The organism is Corynebacterium sp. 401_CJEI, from assembly GCF_001076435.1.
GTDB classification, from domain to species: Bacteria; Actinomycetota; Actinomycetes; order Mycobacteriales; family Mycobacteriaceae; genus Corynebacterium; species Corynebacterium jeikeium_D.
In genome coordinates this window covers 1-18179 of sequence record NZ_JVIP01000040.1, presented here as the reverse complement: position 1 = coordinate 18179, position 18179 = coordinate 1, and the positions used below count along the sequence as shown (strand labels likewise).

Below are 18179 nucleotides of genomic sequence, written 5' to 3'. Positions count from 1 at the left end.
GCATTTGGCGCAAATGAAGTGGCTGTCGCAACATCGTTGCTCCGCCTGGTTTCCAAGGCCACAACGGATGTAGGCGCACATGGAATGACAAAGAGTGTGCTTCCTGTTGTCGGGTTTTGCGTGGTGGGGTGTCAAGGAGAAACAAATACAGTGGCAAATTTCAGCCAGGATGTTGTCGCTAAGGCACGCGAATTTGATCGTGAGTCAGCGGCTCTGAAAACCCGAGTCCACCACCTGGCCAAGAGCTTGGGGTTGACCTCGAAGGAAACCATCGAAGCACTGGGGCACGCGGGGATCGTCGTAAAGTCCGCTGCGTCCACCATTAATCAAAATCAGCTCGACGCAGTGCTGAATTTCATCGGTGATCATCCAGAGGATGCCTCGCTTGACGACGGATCCGCTGCGACCAAGCCAACCGGCGAAAAGCCAGCCGCGAAGGAAAAACAGTCGGCAGGTAAGCCGAACGCGGCAGATGAGAAGTCGGACGAGCAAACTGCAGCTAAGTCCGAGAAGAAGCCAGCTGCGAAGAAGAGCGGCAAGAAGTCGGCTGCGAAGAAGGACACAAAGAAGGCTGCGCCGAAGGCAGAAAAGAAGGCCGACCAGAAGGCAGCTCAGAGCGAAGCGGAGTCGGACGCAGCGCCTGCCGAGGAAGTGACCGAGAAGAAGGACACCAAGAAGTCCTCGGCTAAGAAATCCTCGGCAAACCAGAGCGCAGAGAAGCAGGCTGAAGAGAAGCAGAGCGCAGAGAAGAAGAGCACGACTAAGAAGCGAGCAACGCGTAAGCGGGCTGTGAAGAAGACCGCTGGCGCTCCGGAAGAAACCGCTGCGAAGGACGAGCAGAAGGACTCGAACTCGGTCGTCGAGGAAGCTGTTGAGGCTGTAGTTCAGTCGTCGTCGAAGAAGGCTGCAGATAAGAATGCTTCCGATAAGAAGGCTGCCGACACCGTAGCCGAGACCGCTGAGAAAACCTTCGCTGAGGAAGCTTCCGCCGAAGCACCTGCTGCAAAGAGCGCTGCAGTGACCACACGTCGTGGTCGCCGAGTTCGCCGTGCGGTCCGCACGACCAGCGCTCCAGCAGCAGAGGAAATTCAGGAAGCGCAAGAGCCGCAGAAAACGCAAGAGCCGCAGGATACGCAGGCAACTCAGAGCGAAGCCCTGCAGGACATCGAGCCGCCGGTAGTCCCGGAGCCGCCGGTTGCGGAAGAGCAGACCGCGTTTGCGCCTATCTTCCTGGCGCCGCAGGCTGTTCCGGCCTCGGCCAAGGATTCGGCCACCGAGGATGCTGCTTCGGCTGACAGCGGTGCCTCCAACCAGGGCACCGATGACAACGCGGGGGAGGGGCAGGACGGCTCGTCGTCAAGCGAAACGGAGCGTCAGCCGCGCCCGCGTCGTCGCCGTCGTGGACGTGGGCGTCGTAATGATGACGCGCAACAGGCGGAGAAGACCACCGAAAACACAGAGCGCGAGGAAGAGGAAACCCGCGAAGAGGTCGAGGAACCGCAGGCGATTAAGGGATCGACTCGCCTGGAGGCGCAGCGACGTCGCCGTATCGAGCGTCGTGAGGAATCGCGCAAGCGCCATGTAATCTCGGAGGCGGAATTCCTGGCTCGTCGTGAGTCGGTGGAGCGCACGATGGTGGTGCGTGAGCGCAAGCGCCATGACCACGCGGGCATTGTCACTGAGGTGGGTGTGCTGGAAGATGACCTGCTGGTCGAGCACTTCGTTACCTCTGACACGCAGACCACGCAGATCGGCAATATCTACCTCGGTCGCGTGCAGAACGTCCTGCCCAGCATGGAAGCGGCGTTCATCGATATCGGAACCGACCGCAACGGTGTCATTTACGTAGGTGACCTGAACTGGAAGCTGCTGGGCACGAAGTCGCGTTCGCGCAAGATTGAACATGCGCTGAAGGCCGGCGACCAGATTTTGGTCCAGGTGTCCAAGGACCCGATTGGTCACAAGGGTGCGCGTCTGACCACCCACATTTCGATGGCTGGTCGATTCCTGGTGTACGTGCCGGGCGGCCGGAGCGCGGGTATTTCCCGCAAGCTGCCGGAGCCGGAGCGCAAGCGCCTGAAGTCGATTCTGAGCGAGGTTACGCCGGAGGGCTCGGGCACGATTATCCGTACCGCAGCCGAGGGTGTGTCCAAGGAGGCCATCGAGGCCGACATCAAGCGCTTGGAGACGCAGTGGCAGGAGATCTGGGAAGCCTCCGAGGCAGCGAAGGCGAAGCGTGGAGCAAAGCCGATTGCGCTGTACGAAGAGCCAGACATGCTGGTCAAGGTCGTCCGCGACGTCTTCAACGAGGACTTCTCGCGTCTCGTGGTGGAGGGCGATCGCCCGTGGAACACAGTGACGGACTACATCGGCGACCTGGCACCAGAGCTGGAGCCGCGACTGCAGCGCTACTTCGCCAAGGAGCACGGCGGCGCTGATGTCTTCGAGCACTTCCGCATCGATGAGCAGCTGGCCAAGGCACTCGACCGCAAGGTCTGGCTGCCTTCGGGCGGCACGCTGGTCATCGACCGCACCGAGGCCATGACGGTCATCGACGTCAACACCGGTAAGTTCACCGGCGCTGGCGGAAACCTGGAAGAGACGGTCACTCGCAACAACCTGGAGGCCGCTGAGGAAATCGTCCGCCAGATGCGTCTGCGCGATCTGGGCGGCATGATTGTCGTCGATTTTATCGACATGGTGCTGCCGGAAAACCAGGACTTGGTGCTGCGCCGTCTGAAGGAGGCCCTGGGCCGCGACCGCTCGCGTCACGAGGTCTCCGAGGTCACCTCGCTCGGCCTCGTCCAGATGACTCGCAAGCGTCTGGGCACAGGCCTGCTGGAGACCTTCTCCACGCCGTGTAGCTGCTGCAATGGCCGCGGTCTGATTATCCACATCGATCCGGTTGAGCAGGACAATCAGGGCCGTGGCCACAAGAATGGCCGTCGCAACGACGAGCAGGACAAGTCCAAGCGCCGCAACAAGTCGCGCTCGGAGCACAATCCGGCCAACCACCCGGCCGCGCTGGCCATGCACCGCGATCAGAGCGACCAGGCAGGCTCTTCCAAGGCAACGCGTGACGACGACACGGAGACCAACCAGCGCGATAAGGACGCAGCCGACAAGCGTGTCGCAGCTGCTGTCGAAGCTGTCATCGTCTCTTCTGAGAACGATGAGCCGAAGCCGCCGCGTCGTCGCCGGGTTCGTAAGAGCCAGGGCCGAAACGATGAGCAGCGACAGAACGGCCGTGGCCGTCAGGAGCGCCGCGAGCGTGATGAGCGCAACGAGCGTTCGGAGGGCTCCGATGACCTGGCTGCTCTGGCTGCCGCAGCTGTTGCGGAAGCCCGTGAGAAGGATCCGGAAGAGCCATCGGATGACCGTTACATGCCGCAGGAGGGACAGCGCCGCCGCCGTCGGGCTACGCGTCGCCGGGTAGCGGAGCATGTCGCCGTTGATTCGGCTGCACGCGACGCTGATGACCGCGACGAAGAACATGGCGATCGTCGCAAGCGTTCGGAGCGCCCGGCTCGTGCTGAGCGCGCCAACATCGCCGATAACGGTGGCGGCCGTGGAGGCCGTGGCGACGCTGAACGCTCCAGCAGCGCCAGTGCTCGACGTCGCCGTCGTCGCGCTGTTCGTCGTACGGCTGTGGATGAGACCACTGCGCCTCAGACCGAGTCCCAGGCAGCTTCCACCACAGATGTGCGGGAGCCAGCCGAGGATGACAAGGGTGGCAACGCTAACAAGACCGCCAAGGCTGCGGCCACGGAGTCCCAGACCTATGAGGAGGCTAAGGAGGCGTTCGAGCGTTCCCCACGCCGTCGTCGTCCGACTCGCGGTAACTCCCGCTCGGATCGCGCACCGCGTCGCGAGGACTTCGAGTCCACTAAGCCAAAGGCGGACGCAGAAGGCAGCAAGGGCGGAGATCGTGCAAAAGACAACCACGATGACAGCAACCGCAGCGCCAACCGCAGTGGCGGTGGCCGTCGCTCGGGCAAGTCGCGGGTTGAAGTGGTAGCGGTCCAGGGCACGGGAGCTCGCCGTAATCGCCGTCGGGCGGTGCGCAGGGTCTCGTCGCAAAGCGATGCTGGAGCGACTGCGCCGAAGCAGCGACAGGGCACTTCAAACCGCGCTACTAAGCCAGAGCAGAAGCAGGCTAATCGCGGTGCTGCGGTGCCGCAGAAGAAACCGGCCAATCGTCGCCGCCGAGTGCGTCGTGCGGTGCGCCGAAGCGGCCGGAACTAGGTATTAAAAATCTGGAATAAGGCCAGATAGGAGGCTGTTTTTCGTCCCCTAAAGCAGGGGGTGGAAAGTGGCTTCGGAAACTGCCCGAGAAGACCGTGAAAACCAATGGGGGACAGGGTCTTACTCGGGCAGTTTGTAATTTAGGGGGATTTTTCGCTACTCTTGACCAGTCGCTGATTAGTAGGCGTATCTGGTCATGCCCGCTGGCGCTTGAGGTGCTGGCGGTAAGGAAACGGCCAGAGCGGGGAAATCTACTCGGATTTGGCTTTCGGGTATGTCCCTGAAGTGTTCTGCACACGCAACTAATCGCAATTCCATTGTCCAGTCAAGGAATTACAAGGATTCCTTGAGTCGAGTTTCTCAGATAAAGGGGTAGCCCTCCTATGTACGCGATCGTCAAGACCGGCGGCAAGCAGTACAAGGTTGCCGAAGGTGACCTCGTCAAGGTCGAGAAGATCGAGGGTGAGCCGGGTTCGTCCGTGGCTCTCACCCCGGTTCTGCTCGTCGATGGCGCAGATGTCATTGCGGATGCCGACAAGCTTGCCAACGTTACCGTTAACGCAGAGATCGTCGAGGCCGTCAAGGGCCCGAAGATCCGCGGCATGCACTACAAGAACAAGACTGGCTACAAGCGCCGCTACGGCCACCGTCAGCCGCTCACTGTTCTGAAGATCACCGGCGTCTCCAAGTAAACCGCCGAAATTCCAATTAGCTTTTCCCTAGGAGAAAATCATGGCTACTAAGAAGGGTGCATCCAGCACCAGCAACGGCCGCGACTCCGAAGCTAAGCGCCTCGGCGTGAAGCGCTTCGGCGGCCAGCAGGTTAAGGCAGGCGAGATTCTCGTTCGTCAGCGCGGTACCTCGTTCCACCCGGGTGAGAACGTTGGCCGTGGCGGCGACGACACTCTCTTCGCTCTGAAGGCAGGCGCAGTCGAGTTCGGTACCCGCCGCAACCGCCGCATTGTCAGCATCGTTGAGAACAACTCCTAAGAACAACCTTCGGTTGTCCGCATAGGATTACTGCAACGTTGAATTTGAGGCAGGTTTAACTGCCTTGCAGAAGAGCCGATTCCTTTCCCACTGCGAAAGGTAATCGGCTCTTTTGTTGTTTATGTCCTGTTTCGCGCCGTTAGGTTGCGAGGCAGCGTTTTGTTACCGCCTAGACTTCTGCCCGTCGGCTCGCTTAAATTAGGGCATTACTCCAGGCACTAGAAGATGGCTCTCCGCTCGGAAGTGTGTGTGATTTTATGTCTCGTTTTGTAGATCGTGTCGTGCTGCATTTGCAGGCCGGCGACGGCGGTCACGGCTGTAACTCGGTGCTGCGTGAAAAGTTCAAGCCACTGGGTGGCCCCGACGGCGGTAACGGTGGCCACGGTGGCGACATTGTGCTTGTGGTAGACCCCCAGATCCATACTCTGATGGACTTTCACTTCCACCCCCATATCAAGGCTGCCAACGGTAAGCCGGGCGCTGGCGATCACCGCAACGGCGCTCGTGGTGAGGATCTGGTTCTCGGAGTGCCGGAGGGCACGGTTGTGATCACCGAGGATGGGGAAGTGCTGGCGGACATGACCGGTAAGGGCGCCCGCTTCATTGCCGCTGAGGGCGGTTACGGTGGCCTGGGCAACGCAGCGCTGGCAAACAAGAACCGCCGTGCGCCGGGATTTGCTCTCCTCGGTGAGCCGGGCGAGGCCAAGGATCTTGTCTTGGAGCTCAAGTCCATGGCCGACGTTGGACTGGTGGGCTTCCCGTCGGCCGGAAAGTCGTCGCTGGTCAGCACCTTGAGCGCTGCTAAGCCGAAGATTGGTGACTACCCGTTTACCACGCTGCAGCCGAACCTGGGTGTAGTCAACGTTGGCTACGAGTCCTTCACCATCGCAGATGTGCCGGGTCTTATCCCGGGGGCTTCTGAAGGCCGTGGTCTTGGGTTGGATTTCCTGCGTCACATTGAGCGCTGCGCTGTGCTCGTGCATGTGGTTGACGCTGCTGCTCTGGAGGGCGACCGCGATCCGGTCTCTGACATCAAGGCGTTGGAGACGGAACTCGCCAACTACCAGTCGGTGCTGAAGGCCGACGTGGGGCTTGGGGATCTCGCAGAGCGTCCGCGCGTCATCGTGCTGAACAAGATTGACCTGCCCGATGCTCGCGAGATGATTGACATGCAGCGCGAGGAGCTGGAGAAGTTCGGCTGGCCGATTTATGAGATCTCTACGGTGACGCACGAGGGGCTCAAGGAGCTGACCTACGGTCTGAAGGATCAGATTGCCGCCTATCGCAAGGCGCATCCGTTGCCAACAGAGCAGGAGCCCCGTGCGGTCATCCGTCTGGAAGGTGTGCGTGGCAAGAAGCGCGAAGGTGCGGACTTCACTATCGAGCGCGATCCGAATACCCCAGATGGGTTCATTGTGCGTGGCCGTAAGCCGGAGCGCTGGATTAACCAGACGGACTTCGAAAACGACGAGGCAGTCGGCTACTTGGCTGACCGCCTGGCCAAGCTTGGTGTCGAAGATGCCCTGGCAAAGGCTGGGGCAACGGTTGGCTGCCCGGTGACGATTTCCTATCTCACCTTCGAGTGGTACCCGCAGCAGGTCGCGGGCACCGATGACTTCGTGCCGAGTGGCCGTGGTACCGACGATCGTCTCTACGTCAACGAGCGCACTAGCGCCGAGCAGCGTAAGCGTGCATCGCAGGCCCGCCGTGGTCTGATTGACGAGTACGATTTCGGGGATGGCGAAGAGGCTATTCGCGACCGGTACTCATAGTCGCGGGCGACAGCGTCGTCGGCAAGCGAAGACTTCAAACTTGCATTTTGCCATTGATTGTTTAAACAATTATATAGTCAGAATTACGTTAGACCGTCATGTTTTCCATTAGTGAAATGAGTGAGTCAGTTATCCCTTCCGACACCGTTGCCAACGATGTTGACGTCACTGGAGCAGATGCATTAGATGCCCCGGTAGCTACCGCGCCGAAGTCTGAATCGGACGCGCCGATTTCCCGTGAGGAGGTCGACGAGCTGCTTCACAACAATCCTGAGTCCACCGTCGCTGAGATTGAAAAGGCGACTGAGAATTTATCTCCGGGAACCAAAGGCGGTTTCGATTCCGAGACTCGTGAGGCAATTCGGACCGCGAAGCGTGTCGTGGTGAAGATTGGTTCTTCCTCGTTGACCGGATCTGACGGTCGTACCGATCCCGAACGCATCGACTTCATTGCCGATGCCCTGGAAAAGCGTATGGGCTTTAGCGATGTCATTGTCGTGTCCTCCGGCGCGGTGGCATCCGGAATGGGGCCGCTGGGGCTGACTTCGCGTCCCACTGATTTGGCGACCAAGCAGGCGGCTGCAGCTGTGGGGCAGGTGCGCCTGGCACAGGAGTGGGGACGCTCCTTCCTGCGCTATGGTCGCACTTCTGCGCAGGTGCTTTTGACCTCGGACGATGCAGGTGTGCGTTCGCGTGCCCGCAACGCTCAGCGCACTATCGACCGCCTGCGCCAGCTGGGTGCAGTGCCAATTGTCAACGAAAATGACACGGTCGCGACCTCGGAGTTCCGCTTCGGCGACAACGACCGCCTGGCCGCCCTGGTCAGTCACCTGGCGTACTGCGATGCACTGATTCTGCTTTCCGACGTCGACGGCCTCTACGACCGTAACCCGGCCGATCCAGGTGCAACCTTTGTGCCAGAGGTGCGCAGCGGTAACGACTTGCGTGGTGTTATCGCCGGTGACGGTGGAGCACTGGGCACCGGTGGAATGGCCTCGAAGGTGTCTGCCGCACGCCTGGCTTCGCGTGCTGGGGTGCCGGTGCTGCTGACTTCGGCGTCCAACATTGAGCGAGCACTGGACCAGGCAGACGTGGGAACCGCTTTCGCCGCGAAGGACAACCGCTTGAGCGCCTGGAAGTTCTGGATGCTCTACGCAGCGGATAGCTCGGGCCTGCTTCGCCTGGATGCCGGTGCGGTTGACGCCGTAACACGCATGCGTAAGTCGCTGCTCCCGGTCGGTATTACCTCGGTTGACGGTGAGTTCTCCGCTGGTGACATCGTTGACCTGATTGGCCCGAGCGGTGAGGTCATCGGACGCGGCGAGGTCAACTATGACTCTGAGGAGCTGCTGGGCATGATCGGCTACCACACCGAGGAATTGCCGAATGACATGCAGAAGCCTGTCGTCCATGCCGACTACCTGTCGGATTTCGCCTCCCGCGCTTAGGAGAGCGTTGCGCTGAGAGCTGCAGCGCTTAAAGACGCGCACCTGGGCGCCCCCGGACAGAGGTGCCTCGGCAAAGACCGGCTGAGTGGGGACTAGCTGAGTGCGGACTGGCTGGGGGAGGAGTGCCTGAGCGCGGACTGCCTGGATGAGGAACTTTCGGGCATAATCCTAAGTGTGTTATCGAAAATTATTGGCGTCATCGGCGAGTTGCTCTTGACCGCTGGAGTGCTGGTGGCGCTCTTCGCCTTTTATCTGCTGTACTGGTCTGGTCTTGAAACCGGGAAAGCTCAGCAGCAGGCTCGTGATGAGCTGCAGCAGGCATGGTCCGCACCGGCATCGGCCCCAGCTCAGGCGCCAGAAGGCACGGAGCCAGCTGTTGAGGGCTCCTGGGTGCCTGGCTCTGCGGTGGCGATGATTTCCGCTCCTAAAGCGGGTTTTAGCGATTTGGTCGTATTCGAAGGTGTCTCCCAGGAAGTTTTGCGCGGTGGCCCCGGCCATTATCCGAGCACGGCCCTGCCGGGGCAGGTGGGCAACAGCTCTTACGCCGCTCACCGTGACGGCCACGGAGCTCCCTTTGACAACATTGACCGCCTGCAGACGTGCGATGACATCACTGTAGAAACGCGTGATGCTATTTACCGCTACAAGGTCTTGCCGGTCGACGGTATGGCTGGCGCAGGGGAAAGCTTCGACTGCGTGCCAGAGGGAACTAATGTCCCCGAGATTCCCGGCCAGCACATTGTCACTCCGGACCGGGCCGATGTCCTCAATCCGGTCGATGACGCCACTCTACTTACGCTGACTACTTGCCATCCGCAGTGGGACAATACTCATCGGCTCATTATTCACGCGGTTCTCGCCGGTGTTGAGACCAAGGAGGTCAACTAGATGTACGCAGCATATTGGCGATCCCTGCCGGGGCCGTGGTGGGTGAAAGCGATCATCACCATCGTGATTGCCGTCATCGTGTTCCTGCTGTTGATGAATTACATCTTTCCTTGGGTTGCTGAGCTAATTCCCTCAAATGATGTCTCACTCTAGTTATGCTGGTAGGCATGACTGCTCAAACGAACGAAACTGCTAACACCAATCAACAGGGCATTGCCGAGGATTCGGCTCTTAGCCCGGAGCGTGCTGCTGAGCGCGCCGAGGTTTTAGAAAAGGCACAGCGTGCCAAGGCTGTCGCGGGAGAGCTGTCGCGCTTTACGTCGGCACGCAAGAACGAGCTCCTGCTGGCCGCAGCAGACGCGCTGGTTGCCCGTACTGAAGACATTCTGGCGGCCAATGCCAAGGACATCGAGGCCGGTAAGGCCCGTGGTATTAGTGACTCCCTGCTGGATCGCCTGCGTCTTGACGCCGATCGTGTTGAGGGTATTGCCGGTGGGCTTCGTCAGGTTGCGGCCCTGCCGGATCCGGTAGGCGAGGTGCTGCGTGGAAGCACTCTTCCCAACGGCATTAAGCTCTCCCAGGTCAGCGTTCCGCTGGGTGTGATGGGCATGGTCTACGAGGCTCGCCCGAACGTTACTGTCGATGCGTTTGGTCTGGCGCTGAAGTCCGGCAACGTGGCTTTGCTGCGCGGCTCCAAGTCCGCTGTCCACTCGAATACGCAGCTAGTTGCGGTTTTGCGTGAGGTGCTGGCCAACCACGATGCACCGGAGGACCTTGTCCAGCTGCTGCCGTGTGAGACCCACGATTCCGTGCAGGATCTCATCACTGCCCGCGGCCTGGTTGACGTGGTGATTCCGCGCGGCGGTGCCGGTCTGATTGAGGCCGTTGTGACGAAGGCAACGGTGCCGACCATTGAGACCGGTACCGGTAACTGCCACATCTACATCGATGCCTCCGCCGACATTGACGAGGCGATTGCGCTGATGATTAACGGCAAGACCCGCCGTCCGAGCGTCTGTAACGCCACCGAAACGGTGCTCATTGACTCGGCGCTGTCCGCGCAGGATCAGGTCCGCATTTTGGACGCGCTTGCCGACGCGGGCGTTGCGGTCCACGGCGATGTCGATAATCTGGCGGCCTCTGGGTGGACCGGTGAGGTTATTCCTGCGACAGCGGAAGACTGGTCGGATGAGTACCTCTCGCTAGACATTGCCGCGCGCATTGTCGACGGTGTGGTGGCCGCAACTGATCACATCACTGAGTACTCCTCGGGCCACACGGAAGCTATCTCTGCACGTGACTGGGGAGTGTGCCAGGAGTTCGTCGACCGTGTTGATGCTGCCGCCGTCAGCGTCAATGCCTCCACTGCATTCACCGATGGTGAGCAGTATGGTTTCGGCGCAGAGATTGGTATTTCCACTCAGAAGCTGCACGCCCGTGGGCCCATGGGGCTGCCGGAGTTGACCAGCAGCAAGTGGGTTCTGGCTGGTCGTGGACAGACTCGTCCGTAGTGCCCGGGTAAAGTGCCAGTCATGATTAAGCGCAAGAAAAGTGTGCGGTCGCGAGTACACGCCGCGTTGACAGCGAAGTCGGCGGAAGCGCCCCGGCAGCGCATTGGCGTAATGGGTGGCACTTTTGACCCCATTCACAATGGTCACCTGGTTGCCGCGAGCGAAGTGGCAGACCGTTTTGACCTCGACTTTGTGCTTTTCGTGCCCACGGGTGAACCGTGGCAAAAACGCGGCCGGAAGGTCTCTCACAGCGAAGACCGCTACCTGATGACGGTCATTGCCACTGCGTCGAACCCGCAGTTTTCGGTCTCGCGGGTTGATATTGATCGGCCGGGTGCGACCTATACCGTCGATACGCTGCGGGATTTGAAGGTCATCTATCCCAACGCGGATCTGTTCTTCATTACCGGTGCCGATGCGCTGCAGAAGATTATGACGTGGCGGGACTGGGAGGAGATGTTCGACGCAGCAACGTTCGTCGGTGTCACTCGTCCAGGGGTTCACCTGCGGGCAGAGGACCTGGAAGGAATCGACGCTTCACGGTTGCACCTCATCGAGATTCCCGCCATGGCTATTTCTTCTACCGATTGTCGAAAGCGTGCGGAGGCAGGACGCCCTGTTTGGTACTTGGTGCCGGATGGCGTGGTGCAGTACATCGCTAAGCGGGGTCTGTACCAGTCTGCTGAGGGCACGGTTGGTTCTGTGGGCCCCGCATCGGTGAACTCGACCTCCGAGGATGCGGCATCGGTGGATGCGAAGTCCGATACCGCGGACTGAAAGTTAGCAAAATCCCGCTGAGACGGTAAGTTACAAGTACAAACGCTGTTTTTCACGACTTTTAATCACAAGGAGCTGAAGTCTTTCGTGACTGCACAACCACGCGCCATTGAGCTGGCGACCGCCGCGGCGAAGGCCGCCGATAGCAAAAAGGGTGAGGACGTCGTTGTTCTCGATGTCTCTGGCCCGGTGGTGATTACGGACGCATTCGTCCTGGTCAGTGCTGACAATGAGCGTCTGGTTGCCGCAATCGTCGACGAAATTGAGGACGATCTGCGTGACCTCGGCGCAAAGCCGGTTCGCCGCGAAGGTGTCCGTGAGGGACGTTGGGCGCTGCTGGATTACGGCGACATTGTCGTGCATGTCTTCCGCAGTGAAGAACGCGACTTCTACGGCCTGGATCGACTGTGGCGCGATTGCCCGCGCATCGAGGTCGAGGGCATCGAGCAGCCGAGCAACGAGGACGGCGAAGATTCCGCCCGCAATGCTCGTTCTATCGACGAGATTCCGCTGGCTGCCGAAAACCCGGACACGGACGAGTTTTAATTGTGGCGGGCTCACGCGAGGCACATGTTGCCGCTCGACGTCGCCTGATTATGCTGCGGCACGGGCAGACCTCGTATAACGCTACCGGCCGCATTCAGGGACAGCTGGACACGCAGCTTTCCGACGTTGGTCGCGAGCAAGCCCGTACTGCGGCGCAGTACCTGGCGGAGGCTGAACCGCGAATCACAAAAATCGTGTCCTCTGACCTGACCCGGGCAGCCGACACCGCCCGCGCGCTAGCCGAGGCCACCGGTGCAGAGTTGAGTTTTGATAAGCGCCTGCGTGAGACCAACCTCGGTGAATGGCAAGAGCGCACCTACGACGAGATTGACTCCGCGTTTCCCGGTATGCGTGACCACTGGCGCCATAATCTCAACTGGGCTCCCAAGGGCGGCGAGACCCGCTTTGAGGTTTCCAACCGAATGCTGGCGGTCATTGCTGAGCTAGCGGCCAACCCCGATTGGGAGTTGGATACCTTTGTGCTCGTATCCCACGGTGGTGCCATTGCTGCCGCTACCGCAGCCCTGCTGCAGATGCCGCGCGACTACTTCAGCACGTTCAACGGCCTGGGCAACACTGCGTGGGTCGAAATGGAGCAGCGCACGCGCGTCAATGGTGAGACCTCCTGGTACCTGAATGCTTTTAACGCGAAGGTCCGTGAGCGGGAGTCGCAGGTTTCTGATTCTTCAGGAGGCCGCCATGCCCGGTGACGGTCGCGTTCGCATTGTTGTTGATGACACCGCGTGCCTGATGCCCGAGGTTGCCCGCAAGCTCGACATCACCGTGGTTCCCATCGGCCATGACATCAATGAAGACGCCGTCACCACGTCGGCAGTCAGTCCACTGAAGTTGTGCGCCGCATATGCGCGTGCGCTGGAACGCTCCAACAAGGATGGTTCTGACGCTGGCGTTGTCGCCCTGCATCTTGGCAAGGGAATGTCCGCGACCTGGTCTAACGCTGTCACAGCTGCTGGTGCGCTTGACCGTGTGACCGTCATCGATACCGACACAGTCGGAGCCGGAGTCGGTGCCGCTGCCATCGCGGCGGCCAAGGCTGCGAGGGCCGGGGCCAGTCGTGATGAGGTTGCCGATGTTGCTCGTGATGTGCTGCAGCGCTATCGACTCTGGTTGTTCGTACCAAAGCTTGATTCGCTGCGCCGTGGTGGTCGCATCTCCGCGGGCCAAGCGATGCTTTCCACGGCTCTCGCTATCAAGCCCATCGTCGGCATCAAAGATGGCTCACTGGCGCTCGTCGCCAAGTGCCGGACAGAAGCGAAGGTCAAGCAGCGCATGGTGGATTTCGCCACGAAGATGGTGCGGTCTGCGTCATCGGCGAACCGTCCGCCTGCGGTATTGCTGCATCATTCCGACGCGCTTGACGACGTTCACGAGCTCCAGGCCATGCTTGCCGAAGAGCTACCCGACGATACCCGGTTTAGAATCCTGGATTTGCCGGAGTCTCTTACTGCTCATGTCGGGCAGGGAGCCTATGCAGTTGGCATGGTCTCTGGTGGCTCGATTGATTCGGATGCCATGGATTTTGAAGCAGAGATGGGCGTGACAGCGCTGCTCCACAGTGTGGAGGAGAGTGACGCGCCTGCTGTTGATGCTGAGGCTGCGGACGCGGTGGAAGACGATTCCGGTGACTTAGGCAATTTCGGTGACTCTGCTGGCACGGATGGTTCGGCTGAAAACGCTGGCACCACAGACCCAGGTGAGCCAATCACCGACCAGGCTGAGGTGAAAGTAGTTGAGAATCCGGCTGCCAGTCGCAACCGCAATAAACGAATCCATCGCACAGTCGTGACTAATGAACAGGGAATTCCGCTTTTCACCACGGCTGTTTCGAAATTGCCAACGTGGAGTGAGAATCGCCAAGCAGCCCTGGATAAAGCTGAGCGTCTGGCGAAGGCTATTTCTGATTTGGCGCTGCGCGATAAGTCCGATCCCGAGGGAGCTGTATTTGGCACCGATGGGGAGAAATCGCAGGAGTCGTCGTCAAGCGACAAGCGTGATGATGACGGCTACGAGAAGAAGAAGTAGTTGCTGAACGGCGAAGATGATCTGGCCTGTGGATAACCTCCACAGGTCATTTTTTATCCACAGATGACGCCTCGATGAGTGCTTTCGTCGAGGTGGCGTGTGGGGCGGGGCGCTAGTGTGCGCATCGTGACGAATTTGCGGACTCGGCTGGCGGACTATCTGGAACCGATTGATCAAGACAAGCGCATGGCGGTGGACTTTTCCACGCGCCGGGCGGTGGTGACGCCGCGGGTGGCGATGGCTGCGTGCCTTGTGATTGCGGTGTTGGCTGTTGGAGCAATCGCTGCGGTGGTGTGGCCGTCGACGCCGCAGGTGGAGATGCCTGCGGTGCAGGACGCGGCTGACGCGGGGACGACACCGGAGACGCCCGAGACCTCAGCGGAGATGCCGGGCGGTCCGGGGCAGGAGACTAACGCTCAGGCACAGGCGGGGCCGTTGATTGTGTCGGTGGTGGGGTTGGTTGTGAATCCTGGCGTGGTGGAGGTGCCAGTGGGTGCGAGGGTGGTGGAGGCAATTGAGCGTGCGGGTGGGCTTTTGCCGGAGGCTAATCCTGCCAGCGTGAACCTGGCGGCACCGTTGGCTGATGGTCAACAGATTGTGGTCGGGACAGAGGCGCTGCCAGCAGGGACGGCGGAGGGCGGTTCCGATGTTTCTGGCGGTTCTGGCGCCGGTGCTGCAGGCGGGGCTGGCCCGGGTGGCTCTGACGGAAAGATCAACATCAACACCGCCACTGCTACGCAGCTGGAGGAATTGCCCGGGATTGGACCCGCAACAGCGACCAAAATCATTGACTTTCGTGAAAAGAACGGGCCTTTTGCGAGCATCGACGCACTTGAGGAGGTTCCGGGAATCGGCCCGGCTAAGGTAGAGGCTCTGCGCGATGCCGCCACCGTCTGACCTGCGTGCTCGTGCTGGGCTCGATGTGCGGCTAGTGCCAGCAGCGGTGCTGGCGTGGGCGACTGCGGTGGCAGTGATCATGCGCCCAGAATGGGCGATAGTTGTGGCACCGTGCGCGATCGTGACTGCGGTGGTGTTGCCGTGGGCGTGGCAGCGTTGGTCGTGGCGATGGGGAAGAGGTGCGGTGACCTCCGGCTGGCGAGCAATCGCCACTATCGTGGTGCCAGCTGTGGCGGTGGCCAGTGTTGCGGTGGCCACGCGAATCCGCATAGCGCAAGCCCGAGCCCACGAGCTCTATGACGACATTGGCGGGATGTCGAAAGTGCAATTGCGCCTCGTCACCGAGCCGAAAGCTACCGAGTTCGGGGCCAGCGCGAAGGCCCGCGTCGAGGGCCTTCCGGGGCAGGTGTCGGTTTTCGGAGACGAGCAACTGTTGGCGGTCACGAGAGACGCCGTAGTTGAATCCACAGCCGGTATACGTGTGGCCAGCAAACCCTGCATTAGTGGTATCCAGCTGAATCTGCGCGGCGATATTGAGGTCATCGCGCCACCGCAGGGGCTGGCAGCTCAGGTGCGCCAGCAGCTCTTTGACTCGGCGCAGAATCTTCCCGTTGGTCCCGACCGCCTGATTCCCGCCATGGCCATCGGCGATGAGCGCGGCTTTAGCCTCAACGACGGCGACATGATGACTGCCTCTGGGCTTTCACATCTATCAGCAGTCTCTGGAGCGAACGTTGCGCTTGTTATCGGGGCTGTTGTAGCCGTGTTCTCGTGGGCTGGGCCGCGGGTGCGGGTCGCAGTCGCCGCACTTGCCCTGTACGGCTTCGTGGCAATTGTGGGCACAGAACCGTCAATGCTACGCGCAGTGGTCACCGGTTGCATTGGGCTGTTGGCGATTCTCGTAGGACGAGCTGGCCAAGCCATCGCGGCGCTATCGGCTGGCATTATTGGGTTGATTCTCCTGGCACCAGACCTATCGGTATCAGTGGGCTTCGCCCTCTCGGTCGCAGCCACCGCTGGGTTAGTCCTTCTTGCCGAGCCCCTTGCCAGACGCCTGTCCGCCACCACCGTTATGGGTACCTGGCCCGCCCCAGTAGTCCGCGCCGTCGCCGTATCGATTGCCGCACACGTGGTCACCATGCCCGTATTGGCGCTTCTCATCGGCGAAATTAGTCACGTCTCACTGCTCGCCAATCTCCTCGCCGCGCCCGCCGTCGCACCGGTTACTATCGCTGGTTCGCTCGCTGCCGTTGCCGCCGCACTGCATCTCAATTGGCTGGTCAGTGCGCTGCTCTGGTGCGCCGCGCCGTGCGCATGGTGGATTCATCAGGTCGCACGCCTCACCGCAGGAATCGTCGCGCCCGCCACTGGGGCGGTCACGTTGGTCGTCACCTGCACGCTCACACTCACATGCTTGACGACGCTCTGGGCGTGGCCCCGTCTTGCGCTCCGCGCTGGTTGCTTCGCAGTGGTACTTGCCGTCTGTAGTTACGCGGTTATTTGGGTGTTCGGGCTGGACATTGCGCGTGCCCCACAGGGGTGGAGTGCTGCCGCCTGCGCTGAGAAGAACCAGGTTGTTCTCATTCACGCGGAGGCTGTCGGAGAACCCGTCAACCATGTGGTATCGGTTGGTTACCCTGCACCGACCTCGCTCAGCCGGCAGTGCCGAATTGCGCTCGGACTCACCGAGGGAGAGGAGGAGTACGTCCAGGTGCTCGATGACACCACCAATAACCCCACGACAGAAACCGTGGCGGTGGAGTCCCCGTCGTATGTCGCGCAAGCCATGAGCGGCCAACCGCTCCAATCGCACCGCTCACCCCAGTGGTTTATCGCCCGCGAGTGTGGTCCGCACGTGCGAGAAATCGTAATGACACCCGAGCACATTCCTGTGGTGTGCCCACAGCGAGATGGGCCGCAAGCTCTCTATTCGAATGGCGAAGTCTGGCGAGGAAAATGAAATCCGGGCTGTCCCGTAGGCTAGAAACAACAGTCGCAGGAATCAACGCGGAAAAGAGGTCGGGATTGAGCGCCGTCGCACCCGTGAATTTGATTGTGGGCAAAGAGGAGCTGCTGAAAGACCGCGCCCGCCTCGCCATTGTCGCTGCCGTCCGCGCGCAGGCAGCAACGGAGTCCGATCCGGGTGGACGCTCGGTGCCTGTGACCACCATCCGCGCAGGGGACATGACCACTGTCGATGCCGTGGAGCTCTTCAGCCCTTCGTTGTTTGGAGATGACCGGATCGTGGTTGTCACCGACTGCCAAGACGCCGGCAAAGAGCCTGCCAAGCTGTTGATGGATTCGGTTAAGGATCCCGCGCCGGGCATCACGTTGATTCTCCTTCACAGCGGTGAGGGGCGTCAGAAAAAGATGGTCGCTGACCTGCGCAAGTTGGGGGTCCGCTTTTTCGAAGCTCAACCGCTCAAGCGAAACGACTTGCCCGGTTTTGTTGGCGAAGAGTTCGCCTCACACGGGGTTAAGGTGCGTCGCGACGTCATCGATACCGTCCTGGATGCGGTCGGTTCAGACCTCCGCGAACTGGCGACCGCCATTTCCCAGCTGTGTGCGGATACAGCGGGCAAGGTCACCTCGGAAGCAGTGCGCACCTACTACGGTGCTTCGGCGGAGGTCTCGGGCTTTGAGATTGCCGAGCTCGCACTGCGCGGTCGGGGCGGGGAAGCGTTGGCCAAGATGCGCCGTGCCTTGCAGCTGGGAATGGCACCGGCACTGCTGTCGGCTGCAATCACGGGAATGGTCGGTGATGTAGCGCGGCTCCACGGTGCACGTGGTGTCAATGCGCGTAGAGATGCCCACCGCTATGGCATGCCGCCGTGGAAGTTGGAAAAAACTCAGCGGTTGGCATCTGCCTGGTCAACCCCGGCGGTTGCTCGCGCTGTGGTTGTCGCGGCACAACTGGATGCGGACACCAAGGGAGCCTCGTCGACTCCCGAGCTGTCGCTGGAACAGTCGGTGCTTCGTATCGCGGAGCTGGCCCATTCGTCCCATCGGCGTTAAAATTTACGGGCTGCAAATGTGAAACTGTGTGAGTTTATGACACTTTC

The 18179-nt window shown here is 60.6% G+C and carries 15 protein-coding genes; all 15 read left to right on the top strand.

Annotated features, from left to right (window positions below; all coding sequences use genetic code 11):
* Positions 1-150: 150 nt before the first annotated feature.
* The 15 genes from ADM64_RS08780 (at position 151) to holA (ending at position 18132) form a co-directional block, all read left to right on the top strand.
* Positions 151-4245 (top strand): translation initiation factor IF-2 N-terminal domain-containing protein, encoded by a 4095-nt coding sequence (locus ADM64_RS08780; RefSeq protein ID WP_049193926.1) that lies wholly within the window; start codon positions 151-153, stop codon positions 4243-4245.
* Between the two features lie 383 nt (positions 4246-4628).
* Entirely contained in the window at positions 4629-4937 is a 309-nt protein-coding gene (rplU, locus tag ADM64_RS08775; RefSeq protein ID WP_038628111.1) for a 50S ribosomal protein L21, read from the top strand.
* A 40-nt stretch (positions 4938-4977) separates the two neighbouring features.
* Positions 4978-5235: a 50S ribosomal protein L27 gene (gene rpmA, locus ADM64_RS08770; protein ID WP_016422312.1), complete on the top strand. Its 258-nt coding sequence runs from the start codon at positions 4978-4980 to the stop codon at positions 5233-5235.
* Between the two features lie 257 nt (positions 5236-5492).
* Positions 5493-7007 (top strand): GTPase ObgE, encoded by a 1515-nt coding sequence (gene obgE, locus ADM64_RS08765; RefSeq protein WP_049193925.1) that lies wholly within the window; start codon positions 5493-5495, stop codon positions 7005-7007.
* 98 nt (positions 7008-7105) lie between these two features.
* Positions 7106-8455: a glutamate 5-kinase gene (gene proB / locus ADM64_RS08760; RefSeq protein WP_016422314.1), complete on the top strand. Its 1350-nt coding sequence runs from the start codon at positions 7106-7108 to the stop codon at positions 8453-8455.
* 174 nt (positions 8456-8629) lie between these two features.
* Positions 8630-9343 (top strand): class E sortase, encoded by a 714-nt coding sequence (locus ADM64_RS08755; RefSeq protein ID WP_049193924.1) that lies wholly within the window; start codon positions 8630-8632, stop codon positions 9341-9343.
* Positions 9344-9496 carry a hypothetical protein gene (locus ADM64_RS11015; RefSeq protein ID WP_005511511.1) on the top strand — a complete coding sequence of 51 codons (153 nt, stop codon included), beginning with the start codon at positions 9344-9346 and terminating at the stop codon, positions 9494-9496.
* A 14-nt stretch (positions 9497-9510) separates the two neighbouring features.
* Positions 9511-10854 carry a glutamate-5-semialdehyde dehydrogenase gene (locus ADM64_RS08745; protein WP_224784298.1) on the top strand — a complete coding sequence of 448 codons (1344 nt, stop codon included), beginning with the start codon at positions 9511-9513 and terminating at the stop codon, positions 10852-10854.
* A gap of 21 nt (positions 10855-10875) precedes the next feature.
* On the top strand, positions 10876-11631 hold the full coding sequence (gene nadD, locus ADM64_RS08740) for a nicotinate-nucleotide adenylyltransferase (protein ID WP_049171017.1): 756 nt from the start codon (positions 10876-10878) through the stop codon (positions 11629-11631).
* A gap of 87 nt (positions 11632-11718) precedes the next feature.
* Positions 11719-12177 carry a ribosome silencing factor gene (gene rsfS, locus ADM64_RS08735; RefSeq protein ID WP_005511538.1) on the top strand — a complete coding sequence of 153 codons (459 nt, stop codon included), beginning with the start codon at positions 11719-11721 and terminating at the stop codon, positions 12175-12177.
* Between the two features lie 2 nt (positions 12178-12179).
* Positions 12180-12887 carry a histidine phosphatase family protein gene (locus ADM64_RS08730; RefSeq protein WP_049193921.1) on the top strand — a complete coding sequence of 236 codons (708 nt, stop codon included), beginning with the start codon at positions 12180-12182 and terminating at the stop codon, positions 12885-12887.
* Positions 12877-14220 carry a DegV family protein gene (locus ADM64_RS08725; protein ID WP_049193920.1) on the top strand — a complete coding sequence of 448 codons (1344 nt, stop codon included), beginning with the start codon at positions 12877-12879 and terminating at the stop codon, positions 14218-14220. Before ADM64_RS08730 ends, ADM64_RS08725 begins: the two co-directional genes overlap by 11 nt.
* Positions 14221-14346: 126 nt before the next feature.
* Complete coding sequence (locus ADM64_RS08720) at positions 14347-15117, top strand: ComEA family DNA-binding protein (protein WP_224784297.1); 771 nt, start codon at positions 14347-14349, stop codon at positions 15115-15117.
* A complete protein-coding gene (locus ADM64_RS08715; protein ID WP_049193918.1) occupies positions 15101-17077 on the top strand; it encodes a ComEC/Rec2 family competence protein in 1977 nt (658 codons plus the stop codon). Before ADM64_RS08720 ends, ADM64_RS08715 begins: the two co-directional genes overlap by 17 nt.
* On the top strand, positions 17074-18132 hold the full coding sequence (gene holA / locus ADM64_RS08710; RefSeq protein WP_005511539.1) for a DNA polymerase III subunit delta: 1059 nt from the start codon (positions 17074-17076) through the stop codon (positions 18130-18132). Before ADM64_RS08715 ends, holA begins: the two co-directional genes overlap by 4 nt.
* Positions 18133-18179: the final 47 nt, after the last annotated feature.